Annotated in this window: 20 protein-coding genes and 2 pseudogenes; 15 read left to right on the top strand and 7 right to left on the bottom strand. The window is 67.5% G+C overall.

Features of this window, described 5'->3' with window-relative positions:
- Positions 1-104 precede the first annotated feature (104 nt).
- The 8 genes and pseudogenes from lpxD (at position 105) to C1925_RS07185 (ending at position 10,103) form a co-directional block, all read left to right on the top strand.
- Positions 105-1,127, top strand: coding sequence for a UDP-3-O-(3-hydroxymyristoyl)glucosamine N-acyltransferase (lpxD, locus tag C1925_RS07220; RefSeq protein WP_108768299.1), 1,023 nt, complete (start codon positions 105-107; stop codon positions 1,125-1,127).
- Positions 1,124-1,579, top strand: a complete 456-nt coding sequence (gene fabZ, locus C1925_RS07215; RefSeq protein ID WP_079221248.1) for a 3-hydroxyacyl-ACP dehydratase FabZ — start codon at positions 1,124-1,126, stop codon at positions 1,577-1,579. Before lpxD ends, fabZ begins: the two co-directional genes overlap by 4 nt.
- 19 nt (positions 1,580-1,598) lie before the next feature.
- Positions 1,599-2,390 (top strand): acyl-ACP--UDP-N-acetylglucosamine O-acyltransferase, encoded by a 792-nt coding sequence (lpxA, locus tag C1925_RS07210; protein WP_108768298.1) that lies wholly within the window; start codon positions 1,599-1,601, stop codon positions 2,388-2,390.
- Between the two features lie 92 nt (positions 2,391-2,482).
- A pseudogene (gene lpxB, locus C1925_RS07205) lies at positions 2,483-3,646 on the top strand (lipid-A-disaccharide synthase); the annotation flags it as partial.
- Positions 3,643-4,314 carry a ribonuclease HII gene (locus tag C1925_RS07200; protein WP_108768296.1) on the top strand — a complete coding sequence of 224 codons (672 nt, stop codon included), beginning with the start codon at positions 3,643-3,645 and terminating at the stop codon, positions 4,312-4,314. The pseudogene lpxB and the gene C1925_RS07200, both read left to right, overlap by 4 nt.
- Positions 4,315-4,511: 197 nt before the next feature.
- On the top strand, positions 4,512-8,111 hold the full coding sequence (gene dnaE / locus C1925_RS07195) for a DNA polymerase III subunit alpha (RefSeq protein WP_108768295.1): 3,600 nt from the start codon (positions 4,512-4,514) through the stop codon (positions 8,109-8,111).
- 55 nt (positions 8,112-8,166) lie between these two features.
- A complete protein-coding gene (locus tag C1925_RS07190) occupies positions 8,167-9,030 on the top strand; it encodes a hypothetical protein (RefSeq protein ID WP_108768294.1) in 864 nt (287 codons plus the stop codon).
- 113 nt (positions 9,031-9,143) lie between these two features.
- On the top strand, positions 9,144-10,103 hold the full coding sequence (locus tag C1925_RS07185; RefSeq protein ID WP_108768293.1) for an acetyl-CoA carboxylase carboxyltransferase subunit alpha: 960 nt from the start codon (positions 9,144-9,146) through the stop codon (positions 10,101-10,103).
- 105 nt (positions 10,104-10,208) lie between these two features.
- Here the strand turns inward: C1925_RS07185 and C1925_RS07180 are convergent, their stop codons facing one another.
- A complete protein-coding gene (locus C1925_RS07180; RefSeq protein WP_108764551.1) occupies positions 10,209-10,664 on the bottom strand; it encodes a CopD family protein in 456 nt (151 codons plus the stop codon).
- 404 nt (positions 10,665-11,068) lie between these two features.
- Between C1925_RS07180 and C1925_RS07175 the strand changes: the two genes are divergently transcribed.
- On the top strand, positions 11,069-11,659 hold the full coding sequence (locus tag C1925_RS07175; protein WP_108768292.1) for a class I SAM-dependent methyltransferase: 591 nt from the start codon (positions 11,069-11,071) through the stop codon (positions 11,657-11,659).
- A gap of 93 nt (positions 11,660-11,752) precedes the next feature.
- A complete protein-coding gene (gene phaZ / locus C1925_RS07170) occupies positions 11,753-13,060 on the top strand; it encodes a polyhydroxyalkanoate depolymerase (protein ID WP_108768291.1) in 1,308 nt (435 codons plus the stop codon).
- Between the two features lie 110 nt (positions 13,061-13,170).
- Here the strand turns inward: phaZ and C1925_RS07165 are convergent, their stop codons facing one another.
- Both C1925_RS07165 and C1925_RS07160 read right to left on the bottom strand, forming a co-directional pair.
- Complete coding sequence (locus tag C1925_RS07165) at positions 13,171-14,148, bottom strand: sensor domain-containing protein (RefSeq protein ID WP_108768290.1); 978 nt, start codon at positions 14,146-14,148, stop codon at positions 13,171-13,173.
- Positions 14,145-14,510: a PadR family transcriptional regulator gene (locus tag C1925_RS07160; RefSeq protein ID WP_108768289.1), complete on the bottom strand. Its 366-nt coding sequence runs from the start codon at positions 14,508-14,510 to the stop codon at positions 14,145-14,147. The genes C1925_RS07165 and C1925_RS07160 overlap by 4 nt, the downstream gene beginning before the upstream one ends.
- Before the next feature lie 126 nt (positions 14,511-14,636).
- On the opposite strand from C1925_RS07160, the gene C1925_RS07155 reads away from it, so the two are divergent.
- The gene (locus C1925_RS07155; RefSeq protein ID WP_108768288.1) at positions 14,637-15,086 is read left to right on the top strand and encodes a hypothetical protein; all 450 of its coding nucleotides are present in this window, start codon (positions 14,637-14,639) and stop codon (positions 15,084-15,086) included.
- 77 nt (positions 15,087-15,163) lie between these two features.
- Positions 15,164-16,063: a peptidylprolyl isomerase gene (locus C1925_RS07150; protein ID WP_108768287.1), complete on the top strand. Its 900-nt coding sequence runs from the start codon at positions 15,164-15,166 to the stop codon at positions 16,061-16,063.
- Positions 16,064-16,389: 326 nt separating this feature from the next.
- Here C1925_RS07150 and C1925_RS07145 read toward each other — a convergent pair whose 3' ends face one another.
- Positions 16,390-17,262 carry a DMT family transporter gene (locus C1925_RS07145; protein ID WP_108768286.1) on the bottom strand — a complete coding sequence of 291 codons (873 nt, stop codon included), beginning with the start codon at positions 17,260-17,262 and terminating at the stop codon, positions 16,390-16,392.
- A gap of 115 nt (positions 17,263-17,377) precedes the next feature.
- On the opposite strand from C1925_RS07145, the pseudogene C1925_RS07140 reads away from it, so the two are divergent.
- Positions 17,378-18,322 (top strand): annotated as a pseudogene (locus C1925_RS07140) (LysR substrate-binding domain-containing protein).
- Between the two features lie 68 nt (positions 18,323-18,390).
- Positions 18,391-18,684, top strand: coding sequence for a hypothetical protein (locus tag C1925_RS07135; protein ID WP_005415831.1), 294 nt, complete (start codon positions 18,391-18,393; stop codon positions 18,682-18,684).
- A gap of 79 nt (positions 18,685-18,763) precedes the next feature.
- Here C1925_RS07135 and C1925_RS07130 read toward each other — a convergent pair whose 3' ends face one another.
- Positions 18,764-19,576, bottom strand: coding sequence for a DUF4349 domain-containing protein (locus tag C1925_RS07130; RefSeq protein ID WP_174213495.1), 813 nt, complete (start codon positions 19,574-19,576; stop codon positions 18,764-18,766).
- Positions 19,577-19,692: 116 nt separating this feature from the next.
- Here C1925_RS07130 and C1925_RS07125 point away from each other — a divergent pair, with 116 nt between their 5' ends.
- Positions 19,693-21,501, top strand: coding sequence for a DUF885 domain-containing protein (locus C1925_RS07125; protein WP_108768285.1), 1,809 nt, complete (start codon positions 19,693-19,695; stop codon positions 21,499-21,501).
- A 431-nt stretch (positions 21,502-21,932) separates the two neighbouring features.
- On the opposite strand, the gene agp is transcribed toward C1925_RS07125, so the two are convergent.
- Entirely contained in the window at positions 21,933-23,153 is a 1,221-nt protein-coding gene (gene agp / locus C1925_RS07120; RefSeq protein WP_108768284.1) for a bifunctional glucose-1-phosphatase/inositol phosphatase, read from the bottom strand.
- Positions 23,154-23,271: 118 nt separating this feature from the next.
- Complete coding sequence (gene smrA, locus C1925_RS07115; protein ID WP_108768283.1) at positions 23,272-25,104, bottom strand: multidrug efflux ABC transporter SmrA; 1,833 nt, start codon at positions 25,102-25,104, stop codon at positions 23,272-23,274.
- Positions 25,105-25,132 lie beyond the last annotated feature (28 nt).

Raw genomic sequence — 25,132 nt, 5'->3', positions numbered from 1 at the left:
CCGACCCTGCCACGGGCCTTATCCTGCAAGCCACGAGGGGCCCTGCCGTTGGCCGTGGAACCGCGCCGCATGACCGGACTGGCTCCACACGTTAAACTCCCGCCGTGAATACTCCTACCTACACCGCCCAGCAACTCGCCGATCAGTTCGGCCTGCAGGTCCATGGCGACCCCGCCACCGCCATCCGTGGCGTGGCCACCCTCGCCCATGCCGGTGCCGGCCAGCTGACCTTCCTTGCCAACCCGCGCTACCGCGCGCAGCTGGCCGACAGCCAGGCCTCGCTGGTGGTCCTGCGTGCCGAAGACGCCGAGGCCGCCCCCGGCGCCGCGCTCGTCGCCAAGGATCCCTACACCACCTTCGCCAAGATCGCCGCGCTGTTCGACGTCGCGCCGGTGCGTGAGCCGGGCATCCACCCCAGCGCGGTCATCGACCCGCAGGCCCAGGTGGCCGCCAGCGCCCACATCGGCCCGTTCGTCACCATCGGTGCGCGCAGCGTGGTCGGCGAGAACTGCATCATCGGCGCCGGCAGCATCATCGGCGAAGACTGCACCCTCGACAGCGGCTGCGAACTGATCGCCCGCGTCACCCTGGTCACCCGCGTGAAGCTCGGCAAGCGCGTGCGCATCCATCCGGGTGCCGTGCTCGGCGCCGATGGCTTCGGCCTGGCGATGGACGCCGGCAAGTGGATCAAGGTGCCGCAGCTGGGTGGCGTGCGCATCGGCGACGACTGCGAGATCGGCGCCAATACCTGCGTCGACCGCGGTGCGCTGGAAGACACCGTGCTGGCCGAAGACGTGCGCCTGGACAACCTGGTGCAGATCGCGCACAACGTGCAGATCGGCGCCCACTCGGCCATCGCCGGCTGCACCGGCATCGCCGGCAGCGCCAAGATCGGCCGTTACTGCCTGCTCGGCGGCGCCGTTGGCGTCGTCGGCCACCTGGAAATCTGCGACAAGGTCGTGATCACCGGTAAGTCGGTGGTCCGCAACTCCATCACCGAGCCGGGCGAATACTCGTCCGGAACGCCCCTGACCGACAACCGCACGTGGCGCAAGAACGCCGCGCGCTTCAAGCAGCTTGATGCACTGGCCCGTCGCATCCTGTCTGTGAGCAAGGAGAAAGAATGAGCCAGCCCCAGACCCTGCCGGACATGGCACAGATCCAGACGCTGCTGCCGCACCGCTACCCGTTCCTGCTGGTCGACAAAGTGCTGTCGATCGACTACGAAGCCCGCAAGATCGTCGCCACCAAGAACGTCAGCATCAACGAGCCGTTCTTCCAGGGCCACTTCCCCAACCAGCCGATCATGCCGGGCGTGCTGATCATCGAAGCCATGGCCCAGGCCGGCGGCGTGCTGACCCAGCTCACCCTGGGCCGCGATTCGCAGTCCAAGCTGTTCTACATGGTCAAGGTCGACAAGGCCCGCTTCACCAAGCAGGTGGTGCCGGGTGACGTGCTGGAAATGCACGTCGAGATCAAGCGCGTGATCCGCAACATGGCCGTGTATGACTGCGTGGCCAAGGTCGACGGTGAAGTCGTCGCCTGCGCCGAGGTGCTGTGCGCCGGCACCCGCGATTGACCCTGTACGGAGGAACGAGATGACCGATAGCGCTCCCCTAATCCATCCCACCGCGGTGATCGATCCGTCGGCACGGCTGGCCGACGACGTCCGCGTGGGCGCGTTCACGATCATCGGTCCCGACGTCGAGATCGGCGCCGGCACCGAAGTCGGTCCGCACTGCAGCATCCACGGCCCGACCCGGATCGGCCGCGACAACCGTTTCATCGGCCACGTCGCGGTCGGCGGCGAGCCGCAGGACAAGAAGTTCGCCGGCGAACGCACCGAACTGGTGATCGGCGACCGCAACGTGTTCCGCGAGTTCGTCACCCTCAACCGCGGCACCGGCGGCGGCGGTGGCATCACCACCATCGGCGACGACAACTGGATGCTGGCGTACACGCACGTGGCCCACGACTGCCACGTCGGCAACTTCTGCGTGTTCTCCAACAACACCACCCTGGCCGGGCATGTCACCGTCGGCGACTACGTGATCATCAGCGGCTTCGCCGGTGCCCACCAGTTCTGCCGCATCGGTGCCCACGCCTTCCTCGGCATGGGCGCGCTGACCAACGGCGATGTGCCGCCGTTCACCATGGTCGGCACCGATTCGCTGGGCCGCCCGCGTGGCATCAACAGCGAAGGCCTCAAGCGCCGCGGCTTCGACGCCGAGCGCATCACCGCCATCAAGCGTGCCTACCGCACCCTGTACGTGGCCGGCCTGCCGCTGGCCGAAGCCAAGCAGCAGCTGGCCGAGCAGGCACAGGCCAGCGATGACGTCCGCTCCATGCTGGACTTCATCGAGCACACCGAGAGGCACCTGCTGCGATGAGCAGCACGACCGGCCAGGCGCCGGCCGGCGCTGCCGTCATCCCGCTGGCCTCGATGGCCGGCAGCGTGCCGGCGCAGCGGGTGCTCAGCGAGCGCCCGTTGCGGATCGCGCTGGTGGCGGGCGAAGCCTCCGGCGACCTGCTCGGTGCGGGCCTGGTGCGTGAGCTGAAGGCCCGCTTCCCGCATGCCGAATTCGCCGGTATCGGCGGCGATGCCATGCGCACCGCCGGCTGCCAGACCTGGCACGACGCCAGCGAGCTGGCGGTGATGGGCCTGACCGAAGTGCTGCGCCACCTGCCGCGCCTGCTCAAGCTGCGCTCGGCGTTCCGCGAGCGTGCGCTGGAATGGCAGCCGGATGTGTTCATCGGCATCGACGCCCCGGATTTCAACCTGGGCATCGAGCGTTGGCTCAAGCAGCGCGGCATTCCCACCGTGCACTACGTCAGCCCCTCGGTCTGGGCCTGGCGCGAGAAGCGCGCGGAGAAGATCGGCAGCAGTGCCGACCTGGTGCTGTGCCTGTTCCCGATGGAGCCGCCCATCTATGCAAAGCACGGCATCGATGCGCGTTTTGTCGGCCACCCGATGGCCGATGACATTCCGCTGCACGGTGACCGCGACGCAGCCCGTGCCGCGCTCGGCCTGCCCGCTTCGGCCAAGGTGCTGGCGGTGCTGCCGGGCAGCCGCCTGGGCGAGATCTCGCGCCTGGGCGAACCGTTCTTCGAAGCGGCCTGGCAGGTCTCCGAACGCATCCCCGGCCTGCACGTGGTGGTGCCGGCGGCCAACGCCGCCTGCCGCCGCCTGATCGAGGAACAGCTGTCGCGTTCGGCGCTGCCGGTGGCGTACTCGCATGTCCTCGATGGCCAGGCCCGCACGGCGATGATCGCTGCCGACGTGGTGGTGCTGGCCTCCGGCACGGCCACCCTGGAGGCCATGCTGGTGAAGCGTCCGATGGTGGTCGGCTACCGGGTCAACGAACTGACCTACCGCCTGGTGAAGGCGCTGGGGCTGATCAAGGTCGACCGCTTCGCCCTGCCCAACATCCTCGCCGCGCAGGATCTTGCCCCGGAACTGATGCAGCACGACTGCACGCCGGACAAGCTGGCTGCTGCCATCCAGCAGTGGTTCGACCACCCGCAGCGCACCGCCGACCTGCAGGGCACCTACGAGCGCCTGCACGAACGCCTGCGCCGCAATGCCTCGGCCCGTGCCGCCGACGCGGTGGGCGAGCTGCTGGTGCGCAACCAGGAACCCGCATGAGCCGTCGCGCTGCCGCTGCGGCCAGCTTGGCCCTGTTCGACGGCGCGGCGGTGGTCGAGCCCGAGCGTCTGGTGGCCGGCGTCGACGAAGCCGGCCGCGGGCCCTTGGCCGGCCCGGTGGCCGTGGCCGCCGTGGTGTTCGACCCGGCGCGGCCGCGCATCAACGGCCTGGACGATTCCAAGCAGCTGACCGCGGCGCGCCGCGAACAGCTGCACGACCGCATCATCGAACGGGCGCTGGCCTGGAAAGTGGTGCTGGTGGACGTGAACGCCATCGACCGCCTGAACATCTACCAGGCCACCCTGCAGGGCATGCGCGATGTGGTGGCGGCCGTGGCCCACGTGGCCGGCTTCGCCCGCATCGATGGCAACGTCGTGCCCAAGGGCCTGGTGCTGCCGGCGCAGGCGCTGGTCGGCGGTGATGGCATCGACCGCGCGATCATGGCCGCCTCGATCCTGGCCAAGGTCTCGCGCGACCGCTACATGCAGGACCTGCACGTGCGACACCCGCAGTATGGCTTCGACCAGCACAAGGGCTACGGCACCCCGGCCCACCTGGCCGCGCTGCGCACGCACGGTCCCTGCGACGAGCACCGCCGCAGCTTCGCCCCGGTGCGCGAATGCCTGGAAAGCCCGCAGGCTGTGGCCGCCGCCATCGCGATTGCCTGAACGACGGCCGCTGGGCATGGCCCGGCGCTACCATGAACGCGTGAACGCACCGGCGGCAATCGCGCAATCGCCGTACCGTCAAGCCTTGTCGCCACCCCCTGCCCTCGCTACCCTGACCGGGCACTCCAGCGCTTCCCGACCCCGGCGACGATTCCCCCGTCAGCACCCGGGGCCCGCGCGCTCCAACCTGGTCCGGCATGTCCAACTCCCGCTTCGTACATCTCCACGTCCACACCGAGTTCTCGCTGGCGGACTCGACCATCCGCGTGCCGGCCAAACCGGACCAGGCGGACCCTAAAAAGGCCAAGCAGGCCAACCTGCTGTCGCGCTCGGTCGAACTCGGCATGCCCGCGCTGGCGGTGACCGACCTGAACAACCTGTTCGCCCTGGTCAAGTTCTACAAGGCCGCCGAAGGCGTGGGCATCAAGCCCATTGCCGGCGCCGACGTGATGATCACCGAGGACGGCCAGGACCCGTGGCGGATGACCCTGCTGTGCCGCGACCGCGAGGGCTACCTGAGCCTGTCGCGGCTGCTGACCCGCGCCTGGATGGAAGGCCACCGTCCCGAAGGCGGCGTGGCCATCCACCCGGACTGGCTGAAGGCCGGCAACGCCAACCTGTTCGCCCTGGCCGGCCGTGACAGCCTGGCCGGCCGCCTGGCGCTGGACGGCAAGCACGATCTGGCCGAGCAGCAGCTGGCCGACTGGCAGCGCGCGTTCGGCGATGGCCTGCACCTGGAGCTGACCCGCACCGGCCGCGATGGCGAGGAAACCTTCAACCGATTCGCGCTGATGGCCGCTGGCCAGCGCGGCCTGCCGGTGGTGGCCAGCAACGACGTGCGCTTCCTGGCGCCGACCGATTTCAGCGCGCACGAAGCACGCGTATGCATTTCCACCAGCCGCGTGCTGGACGATCCCAAGCGCCCGCGCGAGTACAGCGACCAGCAGTACCTGAAGTCGGCCGAGGAGATGTGCGCGCTGTTCGCCGACATCCCCGATGCGATCGACAACACGCTGGCCCTGGCCGAGCGCTGCAACATCGAGATGCGGCTGGGCACCTACTTCCTGCCCAACTACCCGGTGCCCGACGACGAGACCCTGGACACCTGGATCCAGAAGATGTCGCGCGACGGCCTGGAAGAGCGCCTGCAGAAGAATCCGCTGGCGCCGGGCAAGACCCGCGAAGAGTATTTCGAACGCCTGGAGTTCGAGCTCAACACCATCATCAAGATGGGCTTCCCGGGTTACTTCCTGATCGTTGCCGACTTCATCCAGTGGGGCAAGAACCAGGGCATCCCGATCGGCCCCGGCCGTGGTTCGGGTGCCGGTTCGCTGGTGGCGTGGGCGCTGAAGATCACCGATCTGGACCCGCTGCCGTACAACCTGCTGTTCGAGCGATTCCTAAACCCGGAACGCGTGTCGATGCCCGACTTCGACATCGACTTCTGCATGGACCGCCGCGACGAGGTGATCGACTACGTCGCGCGCAAGTACGGCCGCGAACGCGTCAGCCAGATCATCACCTACGGCACCATGGCGGCCAAGGCCGTGGTGCGCGACTCCGGCCGCGTACTGGGCTTCCCGTACGGCCTGGTGGACGGCGTTTCCAAGCTGATCCCGAACATCCTCGGCATCCACCTGAAGGATGCGCTGGGCAAGGGCAAGGAAGGCCCGAGCTCGGAAATGGCGTCGGCCGAACTGATCCAGCGCTACGAGAGCGAGGACGATGTCCGCGACCTGATCGACCTGGCGCTGCAGCTGGAAGACCTGACCCGCAACGCCGGCAAGCACGCCGGTGGCGTGGTGATCGGGCCCGAGCCGCTGAGCGAGTTCTGCCCGCTGTACGCCGAACACGATGAGAACGGCCTGGGCAAGAACCCGGTCACCCAGTTCGACAAGAACGACGTGGAAGAAGTCGGCCTGGTGAAGTTCGACTTCCTCGGCCTGCGCACGCTGACGATCATCGACTGGGCGGTGAAGGCGATCAACAAGCGCCACGAGCGCGCCGGCATCCCGCCGGTGGATATCGCCGCGATCCCGCTGGACGATGCGCCCACCTACAAGGACATCTTCGCCAACGGCAACACCGGCGCGGTGTTCCAGTTCGAATCCTCGGGCATGCGCCGCCTGCTGAAGGACGCGCGCCCCGACCGTTTCGAAGACCTCATCGCGCTGGTGTCGCTGTACCGACCCGGCCCGATGGACCTGATTCCTTCCTTCAACGCGCGTAAGCACGGCCAGGAAGAAATCATCTATCCCGATCCGCGCACCGAAGCGATCCTGAAAGACACCTACGGCATCATGGTGTACCAGGAGCAGGTGATGCAGATGGCGCAGATCGTCGGCGGCTACTCGCTGGGCGGCGCCGACCTGCTGCGCCGTGCGATGGGCAAGAAGGTGCCGGCCGAAATGGCCAAGCACCGCGAGATCTTCCGCGAGGGTGCGGCCAAGGACGGCGTCGACGAAGCCAAGGCCGATGCGATCTTCGACCTGATGGAGAAGTTCGCCGGCTACGGCTTCAACAAGTCGCACGCCGCCGCCTACGCGCTGGTCAGCTACCAGACCGCCTGGCTCAAGCGCCATTACCCGGCCGAGTTCATGGCGGCCACGCTGTCCTCGGACCTGGACAACACCGAAAAGGTGGTCGGCTTCCTGGACGAGGTGCGCAACCTCGGCCTGACCGTGCTGCCGCCGAAGGTGAACCACTCTGCGTTCATGTTCGAAGCGGTCACGCCGGACACCATCCAGTACGGCCTGGGCGCGATCAAGGGCGTCGGCCAGGGTGCCTGCGAAGCCGTGGTGGACGAGCGCCTGAAGGGCGGCGACTACAAGGACCTGCTCGACTTCTGCACCCGCGTCGGTTCGGCCAAGCTCAACCGGCGCACGCTGGAAGCGATGATCAACTGCGGCGCGCTGGACGAACTGGGCCACAACCGCGCCTCGTTGATGCTGCAGCTGCCGGAAGTGATCAAGGCCACCGAGCAGATGGCGCGCGAGCGTGCCTCGGGCCAGAACTCGCTGTTCGGCGGCCCCGACCCGAGCACGGTGACCATCCAGCTGGACCTGGTCGAAGCCGAGGAATGGCCGCTGCTGCAGCGCCTGAACGGCGAGCGCGACACGCTCGGTTTCTACCTCAGCGGCCATCCGTTCGACCCTTGGCGCGACGATGTGCGCGACCTGGTCGGCAACGACCTGGGCTCGGTGGAAAAGATCTGGAGTTCCAGCAACAGCGGTGGCGGCGGTGGCAACGGCGGCGAGAAGCGCTGGCGCCCGGAAGTGCCGACCGTGCTGGCCGGCCAGGTGGTCGGCGTGCGCCGCAAGGGCGAAAGCCAGATCTTCATCCAGCTCGAGGACGGCCGCGGCCGCGTCGAGTGCAGCGCGTTCTCCGACGCCATGGCCGAGTTCGGCCACCTGATGACCAAGGACCGCATTCTGGTGGTCAAGGGCGGCCTGCGCGAGGACGAGTTCAACGGCGGCTACGCGCTGCGCATCCGCCAGTGCTGGGACTTCGATGAGGTCTGCGCCAACTACGCCACGCGCCTGTCGCTGCGCCTGGACCTGCGCCAGCAGCGCCCGGTCTGGGAACGCGTCAATGCCCTGCTCGACCGCCATCGCCCCGGGCGTACGCCGCTGCGCCTGGACCTGCTGCTGAAGGGCCCGCAGGGCGGCGTGGCCGGCATGCTCGACGTGTCCGGGCAGAGCGCGGTGCGCATCGACTCCAAGTTGATGGAGGCGCTGCGCGCCGATCCGGCCGTGCGCACGCTGAAAGTGCGCTACAGCCCGCCGTGGGCCAACTGAGGCTGGCCCACGCGTCTTGTTTTTCCGTTGTTGCCATCAAGGACGATAGAGCGTCATGAAACTGCTGTTCCCTGTCTTCGCCGCTATGGCCCTGGCCGCCTGTTCGTCCAAGGTCGATTTCGAGATCGACAACCCGACCGCCACGCCGCTTGCCATCAGCATCGATGGCAAGGACCTGCCGGTGGCACCCAACGCCTCGCGCCCGGTCAGCCTGGCGCCGGGCGAGCACACCCTGCATACCCAGCGCCTGGGCGATGTGCGCTTCATCGTCTACGTCGACAGCCGTGGCGGCCTGATCAATCCGACCCTGAGCGAGTACGTCACCGCGCGCGAGATCTACGTCACCGGCGAAGACAAGCTGAAGAACTTCGGCGCCAGCGGCCTGGGCATCGAGATCGGCGGCGTGGCGTTCAAGGGTCCGTTCGACAAGTTCCACGGCCTGTTCATCGACAAGACCTGGAACTTCGGCGTGCGCGAGCCATTCCCGCAGGAACAGATCGTGGCCCATGTTGATTCCTCAGGCGGCAAGATCAGCACCAAGATCTTCACCGCGCCCGACTTCATCACCTATGTCGAGGAAGGCATGGGCGAACCGGGCGCGTTCAAGCGTGAGCAGCCGGCCGGTTACGTGGCCCCGGTCTACACCCTGGAACCGGCCCCGGCCAGCCTGCCCGCCCTGGATCCGGCCTTCGAGGCCCACGCCGGCCCGCTGCGCGATCTCTACGCGCGTTGGCTGAAGGCCAGCACCGCGGCCGAGCAGAAGGCCCTGCGCAAGGAAGACTTCCAGGCCAGCATGGCGTTCACCCAGGCCACCGCGACGCTGGGCTCGAAGCTGCCGGTGGCGGCCAACCAGGCCTACAACGACTTCGTCACTATCCGCAGCACCGAAATGGCCCGCAGCGCCGTGGTCCTGCCCTGAGCTGACTGGCGCCCCCTGCCCGGCTGGGGTACCGTCGCCTTCCAGACGAAGGCGTACGGGCCATTGCTGCGCATTCGGCTAGAATTCCCCTCTTCTTTACACGACGGCTTCCGATGAATCCGAACTACCTCGACTTCGAGCAACCCATCGCCGACCTGGAAGCCAAGATCCAGGAACTGCGCAACGCCAGTGCCGGACCGGCGGTCAATGTCGAGGCCGAGGTTCACGCCCTGCAGGACAAGCTGCGCCTGCGCACCGCGCAGATCTTCCGCAACCTGACCTCGTGGCAGGTGCTGCAGCTGGCCCGCCATCCGTCGCGTCCGTACACCGCCGATTACCTGCGCATCATCTTCGATGAATTCCAGGAACTGGCCGGTGACCGCGCCTTCGCCGACGACAAGGCCATCATGGGTGGCCTGGCCCGCATCAACGGCCGCTCGGTGATGGTGATCGGCCACCAGAAGGGCCGCGACACCAAGGAAAAGATCAAGCGCAACTTCGGCATGCCCAAGCCGGAGGGCTACCGCAAGGCCCTGCGCCTGATGAAGATGGCCGAACGCTTCGGCCTGCCGGTGCTGACCCTGATCGACACCGCCGGTGCCTGGCCGGGCATCGACGCCGAATCGCGCGGCCAGTCCGAGGCGATCGCCCGCAATCTGATGGAAATGGCCGAGCTGAAGGTGCCGATCATCTGCACCGTCATCGGTGAAGGTGGTTCCGGCGGCGCGCTGGCGCTGGGCGTGGGCGACCGCACGGTGATGCTGGAGTACGCGGTGTACTCGACGATCACCCCGGAAGGCTGCGCCTCGATCCTGTGGAAGGACGCCGGCAAGGCCAAGGACGCTGCCGAACAGCTGGGCCTGACCGCCCCGCGCCTGAAGAGCCTGGGCCTGGTCGACAAGGTCGTGCGCGAGCCGACCGGTGGCGCACATCGCAACCCGACCCAGATGGGCAAGCGCCTGAAGGCCGTGCTGCTGAACGAGCTGGAAGCGCTGGACGGCCTGTCCACCGAACAGCTGCTGGAACAGCGCTACACGCGCCTGCGCAGCTACGGCACCTACGAAGCCGCATGACCCCGGTAGTGCCGGCCGCTGGCCGGCACCATGCAGGGTTGCAGAAACGAAAGAGCCGGGCAGATGCCCGGCTCTTTTCATTTGCACGTTGACGGCATCCGCGCCTCAGAACGGCTTGGCCAGCACCAGCCAGACAATCGGAATGAAGGCCAGCAGCGGGATTTCATTGATCCAGCGCAGCGCGCGCGAGGACGGCAGCGCACGGCCCTTGGCCACGCCCTTCAGCAGGCGCCCGGTCCAGATGAAATACACCAGCAGCAGCACCACCAGGCCCAGCTTGGCGTGCAGCCAGCCGGCGCCACCGGGCGCGACCATGGTCGGGAAATCGGGGATGACCTTGTAGCCCAGCCACAGCACCAGGCCCAGCACGAAGGCCAGCCCGAACATCGAATGACCGAAGCGGTACAGGCGCAGGCCCATCAGCTGCAGGCGCTCGCCCACCGCCGGCTGGCCCGCGGTTTCGGCCAGGTTCACCAGGATGCGCGGCAGGTAGAACACCGTTGCCATCCAGGCCACCACGAACACGATGTGGAAGGTCTTGACCCAGTAATAGCTCTGCATGCGCTTGCTCCAGCGGCTGGCGGGGATGGCCGCCCATTGTCGCAGTAGAGCCACCCCATGGGTGGATGCCGCGGCCAATCGACGCACTCACCATCGCAGCCACGCATGGCGTGGCTCTACTGCCGGTTCGCCCGCCGGTCGCAGTAGAGCCATCCCATGGATGGCTGCCCACCGCACCATCGCAGCCACGCATGGCGTGGCTCTACTGCCGGTTCGCCCGCCGGTCGCAGTAGAGCCACCCCATGGGTGGATGCCGCGGCCAATTGCCGCACCACAGTAGAGCCATCCCATGGATGGCTGCCCACCGCACCATCGCAGCCACGCATGGCGTGGCCAATCGACGCACCCGTGGCCGCGACGCCTTACGATAGGCGCCGTTTCCGCCCTCAAGCGTGCCCTGCCCCATGGACAAGACCTACGACGCCGCCTATTTCCAACGCTGGTACCGCCGTGCCGACATCGGCGGCAGTGCCCGCCTGGCGCGCAAGGTCGCCCTGGCCGTGGCCACCGCCGAGTACTACCTGGAACGACCGGTGCGCAGCGTGCTCGACATCGGCTGCGGCGAAGGCGCCTGGCGCGCGCCACTGCTGAAGCTGCGTCCGAAGGTCCAATACCTTGGCTTCGACAGCAGCGAGTACGCTGTGCGCCGTTACGGACGTACCCGCAACCTGCACATGGCCAGCTTCGGTGATTTCGCCTGGCTGCGGCCCTGCGCCCCGGTCGACCTGCTGGTGTGTTCGGACGTGATGCACTACGTGCCCGACCGCGAGCTGCGGGCCGGCCTGGCCGGCGTGGCCGAGCTGACCGGCAGCGTGGCCTTCCTGGAGACCTTTGCCGCCGAAGATGAGTTCGACGGCGATCACGAGGGCTTCCAGGCCCGGCCGGCGCGCTGGTACCGCCGCGAGCTGGGCCGCCAGGGCCTGCAGGCCATCGGTTCACACCTGTGGCTGGGCCCCGGCCTGGCCGACGAGGCCGCCGCGCTGGAAAAGATGTGAATCCGGATTCATTATTTTTGCCCGACTTAACCTGCGGGACACCCGGATGGGATATGCTGCGCGGCAACATATGACCATACATATTCGGTCGTCATGCTCTATCAACTACACGAACTGACCCGCAACCTGCTCGCCCCCTGGGTGCACCAGGCCCAGGCCAACGCCAAATTCTTCGCCAACCAGGGCCACTGGTGGTCGCAGATGCCGGGCGCTGATCGCCTGGCGGCGGTCAATGAACTCTTCCATCGCATCGGCAAGGATTACGAGAAGCCCGAATGGGGCATCAACGAAATCGAGGTCGAAGGCGAACGCGTGCCGATCGTCGTGCATGAGGAAGTGAGCAAGCCGTTCTGCAAGCTGCTGCGCTTCAAGCGCCACAGCAACGAAGCCGACCAGCTGCACACCATGCTCAACCAGCCGTTCGTGCTGGTGGTGGCGCCGCTGTCGGGCCACCACGCCACGCTGCTGCGCGATACCGTGCGCACGCTGCTGCGCGACCACCGCGTGTACGTCACCGACTGGGTGGACGCGCGCATGGTGCCGGCCAGCGAAGGTGAGTTCGGCCTGGACGATTACATCGCCTACATCCAGGAATTCATCCGCCACCTCGGCGTCGAGCGCCTGCACGTGGTGAGCGTGTGCCAGCCGACCGTGCCGGTATTGGCTGCGGTTTCGCTGATGGCGAGCCGTGGCGAGCCGACCCCGCGCACGCTGGTGATGATGGGTGGCCCGATCGATGCGCGCTGCAGCCCCACCGCAGTGAACAACCTGGCCACGCAGAACCCGCTGTCGTGGTTCGAGAACAACGTCATCCACACCGTGCCGGCCAGCTACCCCGGCGCCGGCCGTCGCGTGTACCCGGGCTTCCTGCAGCACGCCGGCTTCCTGTCGATGAACCCCAGCCGCCACTTCAGCTCGCACTGGGATTTCTACACCGACCTGGTCAAGGGCGATCTGGAAGACGCCGACGCGCACCGCAATTTCTACGACGAGTACAACGCCGTGCTCGACATGCCGGCCAAGTACTACCTGGATACCATTTCGGTGGTGTTCCAGGACTTCCTGCTGCCGCGTGGCGAGTGGGTGGTCAACGGCGAGAAGGTCGACCCGTCGGCCATCCGCGATACCGCCCTGCTGAGCATCGAAGGCGAGCTGGATGACATCGCCGGCCTCGGCCAGACCGAAGCGGCGCAGGCGCTGTGCACCGGCATCGCGGCCGACCGCCGCGAGCACTTCATCGTCGAAGGCGCCGGCCACTACGGCATCTTCAGCGGCCGCCGCTGGCGCGAAGTGGTGTACCCGAAGGTGCGCGATTTCTTCGCCGCCCATGCCGAAGCACCGGCCGCCAAGGCCACGAAGAAGAAGAGCAACGTCACCCCGTTGCGGCGCAAGGCGGGGTAAGACCCCGCCGTGGGGTCAGAGCCCTTTCCAACGGAAAGGGCTCTGACCCCAGCGCGATGCGTGCCAACCAAGGTTGGCACCTACCAGTGCGGGCTCCGCCCCCTCTGCGGTTACAACCGCACCAGCAGGTTCTTCGCCAGCAGCCCATGCAGCTTGCCGATGCCGCGTGCCAGGTGCATCGTCACCAGCAGCAGCAGCGCGCCCACCACCGCCAGCACCGGCGTGAACGCCAGCGGCAGCATGTTGGTGCCATCGATGTAGATGCTCGGCGCGGTCGAGTCGAACAGTGCCGCCACCGGCGACCAGATGAAGGCCAGCGACACCGCCAGCAGGGTCACCGCGATGGTGAAGTAGACGATGCCCAGCGGCAGCATCAGCAGGAAGTACAGCAGCGTCAGCCAGGTGCGACCGTCGGTGAACATGTCGCCGATGCGCTGCAGCCAGGTGCGGCTGCGGTCGGTGTACTGCGGCCGGCGCGGCATGCGCTCGCCCAGCAGCGCTTCCACCAGCCGCCCTTCCAGCAGCGCCAGCCCGCGCACCGAGCCGAAGAACAGCACCGTCAGCGGTATGCCGATGATCAGGATCATCAGGCCCAGCGACAGCGACAGCCCGGTCACCACCCAGGTGAAGAAGAAGGTGCCCGTAGCCAGCGACAGCAGCATGTAGAACAGCGCGCCATAGGTGTGCGGGTCCAGCACGACGCCGAAGAAGCGCGCCATCAGCGAACGCTGCGCCGGCGCAGGGGTCGGCGCAGCCGGTGCCACGCCACTGGCCTCGGCGGCGGCGCGCAGCACCGGGCTGGTGTCGGCACGCGGCGTACGCAGCGCGCGGTTCACCGTCACCTCGGTCTCGCGATAGATCTCGGCCACTTCCTCCGGCGCGCCGTAGCTGCCGGCCACATCGGCGATGACGTCGGCCTCGCTGCGGCCCGGCTGCGCGGCCAGTTCGGAGCGCAGGTACTCCTCGGCGTCGTACAGGGCATCCTGCACCATCGCCGGATCGGCACCCTGCAGCGCCGCGCGCAGCTGCGCCAGGTACTGCGCGATCGTGGTGGGCAGGCCACTGCCTGCCAGGTTCTGCTCGTTCATTGCGGTACCCCCTCCAACACGGAATCGACGGAATCGCGGGTGGCCTGCCAGGCCTGGCGCCACTGCGCCAGCACCTCATGGCCACGTTCATTGATGCGGTAGTAGCGCCGCGGCGGGCCACTGCTGGACGGCTCGACATGGCTTTCCAGCAGGCCGGCAGCCTCCAGGTTGCGCAGCACCGGGTACAGCGCGCTCTGCTTGCCGCTCAGGACGCCCTCGCCCACGCGCTCCAGCTCCTTGGCGATCAGGTAGCCGTACAGCGGCTCCCCGGCCCGGGCCAGCACCGCCAGCAGGGCCAGCGACACGGTTCCGGCGCTGAGCTCCTTCTGGAACTTCTTCAGGTGGACGTCGTCCTCGCTCATGACCGGCCCTCCACTATGTTGGAGTCAACAGTAGTGCGAAGTCCGGTATAGCGAATGTGTCGTTAGTCACCCTGCCGGGCGGTTCTGGCAGAATTGGGCGCTCCCCGATGGACGCTGAATCCGGTCATGAAGACGCTCACCCTGCTGCTCCCGCTGGCCCTGCTGGCGGCTGCCCCTGCCCAGGCGATGACCGGGTGCGACCTCAGCAAGGGCGCTTATGACGCGCTCGACTTCTCCGCGAAGATCCTCGACGCGCACAGCCGTGGCGAGGACCGGCAGAGCGTGCTGGCGCGCGCACTGGCAGAACCGGGCCGCCCGGCCTGGTATGCGGACATGGCGCGCGAAACAGTGGCCGAGGTGTACGGCGGCCTGCGCCCCATCAAGGCGCCGGTCTATTCGGTGTACCGCGGGATGATCTGCTACTACGCCCTGCTGCGACCGAACGAGAACGTCGTGGTGAACTACGCTGCCATTCATCCGGCGCTGCAGGCCTGCGAATCCAAGCGTGGGCAGCAGGCCCAGGCTCAATGCAGTGCACAGGCGGTGGACAGCTACTTTCGCAGACGAGCGAAATAGCATTGCGGGTGCGGGCGCATGACATCCCGCCCGCCGCTCGCGCATGATGGGCAGACACCATTCTGCACGTGACCACAATGCCGACCCCTCGTACCACGCTGCTCACTTTCGCCCTCGTCTGCCTGCTGCCCGCGCTGGCCAGTGCCGCCACGCCGTACCGCAGCCCGCAGCAGATCCTCGATGCGTCGGCGGCCAGCGACTGGCGCACCCCGGACCCGGCCAACCTGCTGTACATGGACCTGCCGGCCGGGCGGGTGATCATCGAGCTGGCACCGCAGTTCGCGCCGCGCCATGTGGCCAACATCCAGACCTTCGCCCACGAGCACTTCTGGGACGGCACCAGCATCTACCGGTCGCAGGACAACTTCGTGGTGCAGTTCGGCGATGCCGACGCTGATGACGCGGCCAAGGCCAAACCGTTCGGCAGTGCCGCGCGCAAGCTGCCGGCCGAATTCGAACGCGCCAGCGCCGGCCTGAAGGTGAACGTGCTGCCCGACGGCGATGGCTGGGCCGCGCAGACCGGCTTCGTCGATGGTTTCCCGGTCGGCCAGGACCCGCAGGCCGGGAAGGCCTGGCTGGCGCACTGCTACGGCATGCTTGGTGCCGGCCGCAGCAACGAGGAAGACAGCAGCATCGGCGCCGAACTGTACGTGGTGACCGGGCAGTCACCGCGCCAGCTGGACCGCAACATCACCGTGGTCGGCCGCGTGCTGAAGGGCATGGAGCTGCTCAGCGCGATTCCACGCGGGCCGGCGCCGATGGGCTTCTACGAAGACCCGAAGCTGCGCACGCCGATCGTCTCGATCCGTCGCGCCAGCGACGTGCCGGCGGCCGAGCGCACGCCGATCCAGGTGCTGCGCACCGATTCAAAGACCTTCGCCGATACGGTGGAAGCGCGGCGCAACCGCGTGGATGACTTCTACAAGCGCCCGGCCGGGCATATCGACCTGTGCAATATTCCGGTGCCGGTGCGGTAGCGCATCGACTTTTCTCAGTTGACACGTGCTGAAGGCGATTCATCGTTCATGGGCGTCACTTTTCTTTGCCCGCGCAAAGAAAAGTAACCAAAAGAAACGCGCCGCCGTCCGCGAGCCGGCGCTGCGCGCCGGTTCCCTGCGCTCCTCGGTCCGTCGAGGGACGGCGCGGAACTCGCTGCGCTCAGACACCCGCGCCTCTTCGCCCTCGCCGGACCTGCGGTGCTCGGCTCGCTCCAAGGCGGACCCAGATCAAGATCCACAGCCGCGCGCGCACGCATCGATGACGCCACCGGGCAGCGCCCGGCATCACCCGTGCGTGGGCGCGCTCAGCCCTTCTGGCTGACGGCCACACTGCCGAGGATCAGGCCGCCGGCAATCAGCATCTGCAGGGTCACCGGCTCGCCCAGAAACAACCACGCGAACGCCGCGCCGAACAGCGGAATCAGATAGGTCACCGTCGACGCGCGCGAGGGGCCGATGCGGCCGATCAGGCGGTAGAACATCAAGAACGCCAGGCCGGTGCAGGCCACGCCCAGCGCGATCGCTGCGCCCCAGGCCTTGCCCGGGATCGCCGCCTGCGGCCAGTGGGTCACCGCCATCGGCAGCATCCACAACGAGGCGCAGCCCAGCGTTGCCGCAGCGGCAGCGGCCGACGGCAGGCCGGTCATGTGCCGCTTCACCAGGTTCACGCCCAGCCCGTACAGCAACGAGGCCGCAGCACCGGCCAGCACCGCCATGCCGATGCTCAGGCCCGACACCTTGGCCGTGGCCAGCACCACCACGCCGGCAAAGCCGACCAGCAGGGCACTGGCACGGCGCACGCCGATCTTCTCGCCGAAGAACAGGAAGGCGATCAGCGCAGCAAACAGCACGGTCATCGCATTGCAGATCGCGCCGATGGCCGCCGGTGCCTGCTCGGCCGAATAGGCGAACAGCACGAACGGCAGCGCCGAGTTGATCAGGCCGATCGGGGCCAGCCACAGCCAGCGGCGCGGCGGGAATTGCGCACGCGCGCGCCACAGGAACGGCATCAGCACCAGCGCGCCCAGCACCAGACGGACTTCGACCAGCGCGAACGGGCCGAACGAAGGCACCGCCACGCGCATGAACAGGAACGAGCAGCCCCAGATCGCGCCCAGCAGGGTCAATTCCAAGGGGGTGCGCCAATCGCGTTCTGCCACCTGCGGTACCGCGTTCATGCCCTGCCTCCGTCCTGCGCCTGCGCTGTGTCTGGGCTGACAGGATCATCCGCAGACGCCCGCTGCACAAGCGCGTAGTATCGCTGCCAGCCACAAATATGGTTTGAGGCTCGACATGCAGCTACGCCCCTCCCTGCTCCCCGCGCTAGCCGTGTTCGCGGTGGCCGCACGCCACCAGAACTTCGCCCAGGCCGCGCTGGAGCTGCACCTGACCGCCAGCGCGGTCAGCCACCACGTGCGCCGCCTGGAGGAGGTGCTGGAGGTGCGCCTGTTCCTGCGCCACGCGCGCGGCGTGCGCCTGACCGCCGAGGGCCGGCAGCTGGCCGACGCCGCCAGCGCCGCCTTCACCGATGTCGCCGCCGTGGCCCACCACCTGCAGCCGGATGCGGACAGCGTGCCGCTGCGCATCGCCACCCTGCGCTCGCTGTCCTACTGCTGGCTGCTGCCGCGCCTGCCGCGCTTCACCTAGGCCCACCCGCACATCCGCATCGAACTGCACACCGGCAGCGGCCTGGACCGCTACGACGAGAACGGCCCCGAGGTAGGCATCCGCTACGGCCTGGGCCAGTGGCCCGGCCTGCATGCGCAGCACCTGATGGACGACAGCCTGTTCCCGGTGGCCTCGCCGGCGCTGCCCGGCGTGGAAGCGCTGCAGGATCCGGCGCGCATCGCCGAGCTGCCGCTGCTGACCGATCTCTCGCCGCAGGGCTGGCGCGACTGGTTCCGCCATGCCGGCGTGCGGCCGCCCTCGCCCTTGCCGCCGATGCACACGTTCGCCGACAGCACCGATGCGATGCGCGCGGCGGTGTACGGCATGGGCGCAGTGCTGGCGCGCACGCATGTGGCCCAGCCCTACCTGCAGCGCTATGAAGTGGTGCGCCTGCCTGGCCCGGCACTGAAGGCGCGCTATGCCTACTACGTGGTGCATGCCGAAGCGCAGCCACCCAGCCCGGCGGCGCGGCTGTTCATCGATTGGCTGCTGACCCAGGCGCAGGACGAACGTACGCCCATCCCGGCCCTGCCCGACAGCCTGCTCGGGCGCCCACCCACGGCCGGCTGACTGCACCGTCACCCGGTCTTTGCCCACCGCTGGCTAGGCTGCAGGCAACCCCACACCGTGTACCTGCCATGGCAATGCTGCGACTGCGCATCACCGGAACCGAAGACGACGCCCGCGCCATCAGCGATCTGCTGCTGGGCCTGGACGGCATCGAACATGTCGAAGAAACGGACGACCTGATGCCGCACATGGATGACGACGACTCCAGCTCGGCCGGGCTGTCCGATGACATCGGCCCGGGCATCCACGAACTGGAAGTGGAAGTCGGCAACGAAAGCACCGCGCAGAAGGTGCGCGATGCGGTGCAGGAGCTGGCGTTGGAACTGGATGTGTTCGTCGAGTACGAGACCGACGAGGGCTGAGGGCTTCGCCGGGCATGGCCCGGCGCTACCACTGCACTGAGATTCGCCGGGCATGGCCCGGCGTAACCCCTGCGTTCGATCACGCCTTGCGACGGCGCCTGCGCAGCCATGTGCGGAGCGCCCAGCCCGCCAGCAGGGCGAGGATGGCCACCGGCAGCAAGGCCGCCGCCGCGCGGATCAGGAACGCGATGCTGGTGCTGAGGATGCTGCCCGACTCGCTCAGCGCTTCACCGATCTCGCTGCGGCTGCGCTGGCCCGAAGTCGTATCGAAGTGCAGCGTCACCAGCTGGGTATCGATGCGACGGCGCTGCTGCGCGGCATCCTTGTTGGCCTGCTCCACGCCCGCTTCGATTTCCGACAGGCGCGTGGTGATCGCCATCAGTTCCTCGATCTTCAGATCCTTGCGGTCCTGGTAGGACAGCAGGCGGGCGTGTTCCTTTTCCAGCCGGGCCTTGGTCAGCGCGGTGTCGGCCACCTGCTGGGCCAGATCCTCGGCGCGGGTATTGCGCGCCTGTACCTGCCCGCCTTCACCGGCCAGGCCGATCAGCGGCTCCACGCCCTTCGGCGCGATGCGCACCTTGACCTCGCCACTGGGGCGCTCGCCGCTGCGCTGGTCGACTTCCAGTACTGCGCAATCACCGAACTTCGCACCCTGGCAGGCCTGCGTGACCTGCTGGATCCGCGCTGCGATCTGCGTGGCTTCCAGCTGCACCTGTACATCGTGCTCGTAAGCGAGGAATGCGCCGTCCGGTGAGGCCACCGCCTCAGCCGCGGCGCCGCCAGCGGAGGCGGCGTGGTCGCCCTGCGCCGCGCAGCCCGCCAGCGCGGCTGCCAAAACGAGGGCTGCCAGCCCGCCTCGCGTGCTGAAACTGCTTCTTCCGTGAATCTGCATGGGGTCGCCCTCCGGGGCCTGGGATTCCTGCCAGCGCCCATGGTAATCCTATGGCAGGGGGACAAAGCGCCCCGCGCGGCCTATGCTCGAGGATTGATCCCAGTACAGGAACGCCGATGCGCCCGCATCTCCTTGCCCTTGCCCTGGTCGCCGCCCTGGCCGGTTGCCAGCCGGCCGACGCCCCGACCAACGGTTCCACCCCGGCCGCCAGCCAGCAGGCCGGCGATGCGGCGGTCGACACCGCCTTCGCCGAGCTGTCCAAGCGTGCGCTGGACACCTGGATGCAGCTGTCCCCGGTCAGCGCGACGCAGATCGGCGACCACCGCTACGACAGCGAAATCGACGACCTGAGCGCGGCCGGCCAGCAGAAGACCGTGGCGGCCTACAAGGGCCTGCTCGCCGAACTGGACAAGATCGACGTGGCCAAGCTCGGCCGCGAGAACCAGGTCGATGCGGCGATCCTGCGCAACCAGCTGCAGTCGGAAATCTGGAACAGCGAAGTGCTGCAGTCCGGCAAGTGGGACCCGCAGGTCTACAACGGCCTGGCCGGCAGTGCCCTGTACGGCCTGATGGCGCGCGAATTCGCACCGCTGCCCGACCGCCTGAAGTCGGCCACCGCGCGCATGGAAAAGCTGCCGGCGATCTTCGCCCAGGCCCGCGAGAACCTGGACCCGGCACGCGTGCCGAAGATCCATGCCGAGACGGTGGCCAAGCAGAACAAGGGCATCCTCAGCATCGTCGATACCTTCATCACCCCGCACATCGGCGAACTGCCGCAGGCCGACCAGCAGCGCCTGCAGGCCGCCATCGACGGCCTGAAGAAGGCCGTGGACGAGCAGCAGACCTGGCTGGACAAGACCCTGGTGCCGAACGCCAAGGGTGACTTCCGCATCGGTGCTGAAAAGTACGACCAGAAGCTGAAGTTCGCGCTGAACTCCTCGCTGTCGCGCCAGGAGATCGGTGAGCGTGCGCGCGCCGAACTCAAGCGCGTGCGCGAGGATATGTACGGCATCGCGCAGACCGTGCTGAAGGACAAGCCGGGCGCGCCGGAAATGCCGGCGCAGCCGACCGACGAGCAGCAGCAGAAGGCCATCGAAGCCGCGCTGGAACTGGCCTACGCCGACAAGCCGGCGCGCGACAAGGTGGTCGACGATGCCAAGGCCGCGCTGGAGCAGTCCACCGCGTTCGTGCGCGAACACGACCTGATGACCCTGCCCGATGCGCCGGTCGACATCATCCTGATGCCGGAATTCCAGCGCGGCGTGGCCGTGGCCTACTGCGATTCGCCGGGCCCGCTCGACAAGAACCTGAAGACCTTCTACGCCGTCTCGCCGATTCCGGACGACTGGAATGACAAGCAGGTCGACTCGTTCCTGCGTGAGTACAACTCGCGCATGATCCACCTGCTGAGCATCCACGAAGGCACCCCGGGCCACTACCTGGAAGGCTGGCACTCGGCCAAGTTCCCGTCGACCCTGCGTGCGGTGCTGCGTTCGGGCCTGTTTGCCGAAGGCTGGGCGGTCTACACCGAGCGCATGATGCAGGAGCAGGGTTACCTCAACAACGACCCGCTGTTCCACCTGGTGCAGCTGAAGTTCTACCTGCGCACGATCTCCAACGCGATCCTCGACCAGGGCGTGCACGTGGACAACTGGGATCGCGAGAAGGCGATGCACCTGATGACCCACGACGCGTTCCAGCAGGAAAGCGAAGCCTCGGGCAAGTGGGTGCGCGCGCAGCTGACCTCGGCACAGCTGCCGACCTACTTCGTCGGTGCGCAGGAACACTTCGACACCCGCAAGGCGATGCAGGACAAGCTGGGCGACAAGTTCAACCTGAAGGCGTACCACGACCAGATGCTGTCCTACGGCGCGCCGCCGGTGCGCTTCGCACGCCAGCTGATGCTGGACCAGCCGATCGAGTGATTGGATTGATGTGAGATGGAAATGGAACGGCCCGGGGAGACCCGGGCCGTTTTTTATGTTCGGCGATCCTGGATGGGGTTCATCCACGCATGGCGTGGATCTACGGCCTCCCGATGGTGGGTGCGGACCGTTGGTCCGCACTGCGGATGGGTTCATCCACGCATGGCGTGGATCTACGGCCTCCCGATGCACGCATGGCGTGGATCTACGGCCTCCCGATGGTGGGTGCGGACCGTTGGTCCGCACTGCGGATGGGTTCGTCCACGCATGGCGTGGATCTACTGCACCGCATCCACGCATGGCGTGGATCTACTGCACCGCATCCACGCATGGCGTGGATCTACTGCACCGCATCCACGCATGGCGTGGATCTACGCGTGGCATGGATGTTCCCGTTTTGCCAGTAGATCCACGCCATGCGTGGATGGCACTCACTTCACTGCTGGATGCAACAGGCGCTCGAACTGCTCGTCACTGCATCCGTCCTCCCCGCATCCCGGCAGCGCCAGCTCCACCCGCCCCGGCGGCTGTGCATCACTCAATGGAACCGCGTCACGCAACTGTGCGCGCGTCGGATAGACGTACGCCAGCCGGTAGCGCGCATCACCGTTTTGCCCACGCCAACGTTCGAACTGCAGCAGGCCGCCGATCGGCGTCTTCTCCCGCTGGCCCGGCAGCGTGTAATCAGAGGCACCCAGCGCCGCCAGCACTGAGCCGATGTTGGAATCGTGGCCCACCAGCAGGCTTACCTTCGGCGACTGCGGATCAGCGAACACGCCACCGATGTGCGACAGCAGCGGCGCTGCCACATCGCGCGCCACCTCCGGCGTGCCGAACAGGATGTCCTGGTAAGCATTGCGCACCCGCGCCAGCGCCTGCCACTGCGCATCGTCGTGCAGCCTGCTCCAACCGGCCGCAGTACCCGTCGCGTTCTGGTAATCCTCCATCAGCAGCGCATCGACCATGCCATTGGCCAGCGCCAGCGAACCAGACGCCCCCGGCTCCTTGCCCGCTTCCACGCGGAACTTGCTGTCGCCCGCACGCAGCGTGCAGTGGCTGCGTCCCGTACAGCCCGGCGAGGCCGCGTGTTCCACCACATCCTCCACCACCTGCAGATCCGGCCCCAAGCGCGCCTGCGATTCGGCCTTCTGCATGGCACGCAGGGCGCGGCGCTGGAAGCCGGCGTCGTCGCGGTGGATCACCGGGTCGAACAGCGGATCCATCGTGCCCAGCGGCCGACGCTGTTCCACCGCGACGTGGCAACCGGGGAAGGCGCCGGCAATGAAGAACTGTGCCGTGGCCTGGGTGCGCTGCAGGCTGTTGGCCAGTGCGTGGAAGTCACTGGCCTGCGGGCAGCCGGTGGCCGGCAGCAGTTGCTGCGTGCGCAGCCACTGGCCGAGGTAGCGGCCCATGTAGACCTCCAGCACGCCGCCCCTGGTGGTCAACTCGCCAGCGGCAACGTCCCACGGCGTCCACGCATGCGGCGTGGCCTCGGCCAGCGTACCGGAGGACACCAGCGGCGCACGCAGGTTGTGGCGGCTGAGCAGGACCACCTGCTCGAGCGTGTCGCCGTGCACGGGGGCTGGCGCGGCGGCCGCGGTTGAACTGACCAGGGCAAGCGCGAGCAGCAAAGGGCGTAGCGGGTGGATCATGCGGGTCTCCGGAAACACACCGGGGTCAGAGCCCTTTCCTGCGGAAAGGGATCCGACCCCAAGGGATGCATGGCCGGGGTCGGCCCCCCTCGCAGAGAGGGCTCTGACCCCGAAACGGTTATTGCTCGGCCGCCACGAACCCACCGGTCTGCCGCGCCCACAGGCGCGCGTACAGGCCACCGGCGGCGATCAGCTCGCCATGCGTACCGGTTTCGACGATGCGGCCCTGGTCCATCACCACCAGCCGGTCCATGCGCGCGATGGTCGACAGGCGGTGCGCGATGGCGATCACCGTCTTGCCGCCCATCAGCTCGTCCAGGCTGTCCTGGATCGCCGCTTCCACTTCCGAATCCAGCGCCGAAGTGGCTTCGTCCAGCACCAGGATCGGTGCGTCCTTCAGCAGCACGCGGGCGATGGCGATGCGCTGGCGCTGGCCGCCGGACAGCTTCACGCCGCGCTCGCCGACGTGCGCGTCATAGCCACGACGCCCCTGCCCGTCCACCAGCGTGTCGATGAAGGCCTCGGCACGCGCCTTGGCCACGGCCGCTCGCAGCTGCTCGTCGCTGGCGTCGGGGCGGCCATACAGCAGGTTGTCGCGGATCGAACGGTGCAGCAGCGAGGTGTCCTGGGTGACCACGCCGATCTGCTGGCGCAGGCTTTCCTGGGTGACGTGGGCGATGTCCTGCCCGTCGATCAGGATGCGGCCGCTTTCCAGGTCGTACAGGCGCAGCAGGATGTTGACCAGGGTCGACTTGCCGGCGCCGGACGGACCGACCAGGCCGATCTTCTCGCCCGGCTTCACCACCAGGTCCAGGCCGGCGATCACCCCGCCCTTCTTGCCGTAATGGAAGTGGATGTCCTGGAAGTGCACGCCGCCGTGCGCCACCTGCAGCGGCACGGCATCCTCGCGGTCCTGCACGGTCAGCGGCTGGGCGATGGTGGTGATGCCATCCTGCACCGTGCCGATGTCCTCGAAGATGCCGTTGATGGTCCACATGATCCAGCCGGACATGTTGTGGATGCGGATGACCAGGCCGGTGGCCAGGGTGATCGCGCCCACGGTGATGTGCCCGCCGTTCCACAGCCACAGCGCCAGGCCGCAGGTGCCGGCGATCAGGAAGCCGTTGACGATGGCGATGGTCAGGTCCATGCCGGTGGTGATGCGGGTCTGCGCGCGGTGCTTGACCGCCAGTTCCTGGATCGACTCGGCCACGTAGGCCTGCTCGCGGCCGCCATGGGCGAACAGCTTCAGCGTCGGGATGTTGGTGTAGCCATCGACGATGCGGCCCATCGCCTTGGAACGCGCCTCCGAGGCGATCCACGCGCGTTCCTTCGCGCGCGGCACGAAGTAGGCCAGGATCACCGCATAGGCCAGCAGCCACAGGATCAGCGGCACCATCAGGCGCCAGTCGGCCTGCGCGAACAGGTACAGCGCGGTGCCGGTGTAGACCACGATGTACCAGAGCGAATCGACCATCTGCACGGCCGATTCGCGCAGCGACGTACCGGTCTGCATCACCCGGTTGGCGACGCTGCCGGCGAAATCGTTCTGGAAGAAACTCAGGCTCTGCCGCACCACGTAGTTGTGCATCAGCCAGCGCGAGCGGTTGCTCAGGCCCGGCACGATGGCCTGGTTGACCAGCAGGTTGTGCAGGCCGACCAGGATCGGACGCGCGATGACCGTGATGAACAGCATCCAGCCCAGCTCGTTGGCGTGGCGCTGGAAGAAACCGGTACCGGGCTGCTCGGCGACCATGTCGACGATGCGACCCAGGTAATCGAACATCGCCACTTCCACCAGCGCCAGCAGCAGGCCGGCGATGAGGGTGGCCAGCAGCACCGGCCACACCGGGCGCAGGTAGTGCAGGTAGAACGGCAGCACCTTCTGCGGCGGCATGCGGCCGTCCACGGCCGGGAACACCGGAATCAGGGATTCAAACCAACGAAACATCACATTCCCTCGCCAGATCAGCGCGGGG

Source organism: Stenotrophomonas sp. SAU14A_NAIMI4_5 (assembly GCF_003086795.1).
Taxonomy (GTDB): Bacteria; Pseudomonadota; Gammaproteobacteria; order Xanthomonadales; family Xanthomonadaceae; genus Stenotrophomonas.
Note: the sequence above shows the minus strand (reverse complement) of the source record. Positions and strands in the feature narration are given on the sequence as shown.

Bases quoted from the DNA above. Each gene is read 5' to 3' on its own strand.
- C1925_RS07200 (WP_108768296.1), top strand. From the start codon at position 3,643: ATGAGCCGTCGCGCTGCCGCTGCGGCCAGCTTGGCCCTGTTCGACGGC.
- C1925_RS07130 (WP_174213495.1), bottom strand. From the start codon at position 19,576: ATGCAGATTCACGGAAGAAGCAGTTTCAGCACGCGAGGCGGGCTGGCA.
- smrA (WP_108768283.1), bottom strand. From the start codon at position 25,104: ATGTTTCGTTGGTTTGAATCCCTGATTCCGGTGTTCCCGGCCGTGGAC.
- C1925_RS07175 (WP_108768292.1), top strand. From the start codon at position 11,069: ATGGACAAGACCTACGACGCCGCCTATTTCCAACGCTGGTACCGCCGT.
- C1925_RS07145 (WP_108768286.1), bottom strand. From the start codon at position 17,262: ATGAACGCGGTACCGCAGGTGGCAGAACGCGATTGGCGCACCCCCTTG.
- agp (WP_108768284.1), bottom strand. From the start codon at position 23,153: ATGATCCACCCGCTACGCCCTTTGCTGCTCGCGCTTGCCCTGGTCAGT.
- phaZ (WP_108768291.1), top strand. From the start codon at position 11,753: ATGCTCTATCAACTACACGAACTGACCCGCAACCTGCTCGCCCCCTGG.
- C1925_RS07160 (WP_108768289.1), bottom strand. From the start codon at position 14,510: ATGAGCGAGGACGACGTCCACCTGAAGAAGTTCCAGAAGGAGCTCAGC.
- C1925_RS07155 (WP_108768288.1), top strand. From the start codon at position 14,637: ATGAAGACGCTCACCCTGCTGCTCCCGCTGGCCCTGCTGGCGGCTGCC.
- C1925_RS07150 (WP_108768287.1), top strand. From the start codon at position 15,164: ATGCCGACCCCTCGTACCACGCTGCTCACTTTCGCCCTCGTCTGCCTG.
- C1925_RS07180 (WP_108764551.1), bottom strand. From the start codon at position 10,664: ATGCAGAGCTATTACTGGGTCAAGACCTTCCACATCGTGTTCGTGGTG.
- C1925_RS07190 (WP_108768294.1), top strand. From the start codon at position 8,167: ATGAAACTGCTGTTCCCTGTCTTCGCCGCTATGGCCCTGGCCGCCTGT.
- C1925_RS07135 (WP_005415831.1), top strand. From the start codon at position 18,391: ATGGCAATGCTGCGACTGCGCATCACCGGAACCGAAGACGACGCCCGC.
- C1925_RS07185 (WP_108768293.1), top strand. From the start codon at position 9,144: ATGAATCCGAACTACCTCGACTTCGAGCAACCCATCGCCGACCTGGAA.
- dnaE (WP_108768295.1), top strand. From the start codon at position 4,512: ATGTCCAACTCCCGCTTCGTACATCTCCACGTCCACACCGAGTTCTCG.
- C1925_RS07125 (WP_108768285.1), top strand. From the start codon at position 19,693: ATGCGCCCGCATCTCCTTGCCCTTGCCCTGGTCGCCGCCCTGGCCGGT.
- C1925_RS07165 (WP_108768290.1), bottom strand. From the start codon at position 14,148: ATGAACGAGCAGAACCTGGCAGGCAGTGGCCTGCCCACCACGATCGCG.
- fabZ (WP_079221248.1), top strand. From the start codon at position 1,124: ATGAGCCAGCCCCAGACCCTGCCGGACATGGCACAGATCCAGACGCTG.
- lpxA (WP_108768298.1), top strand. From the start codon at position 1,599: ATGACCGATAGCGCTCCCCTAATCCATCCCACCGCGGTGATCGATCCG.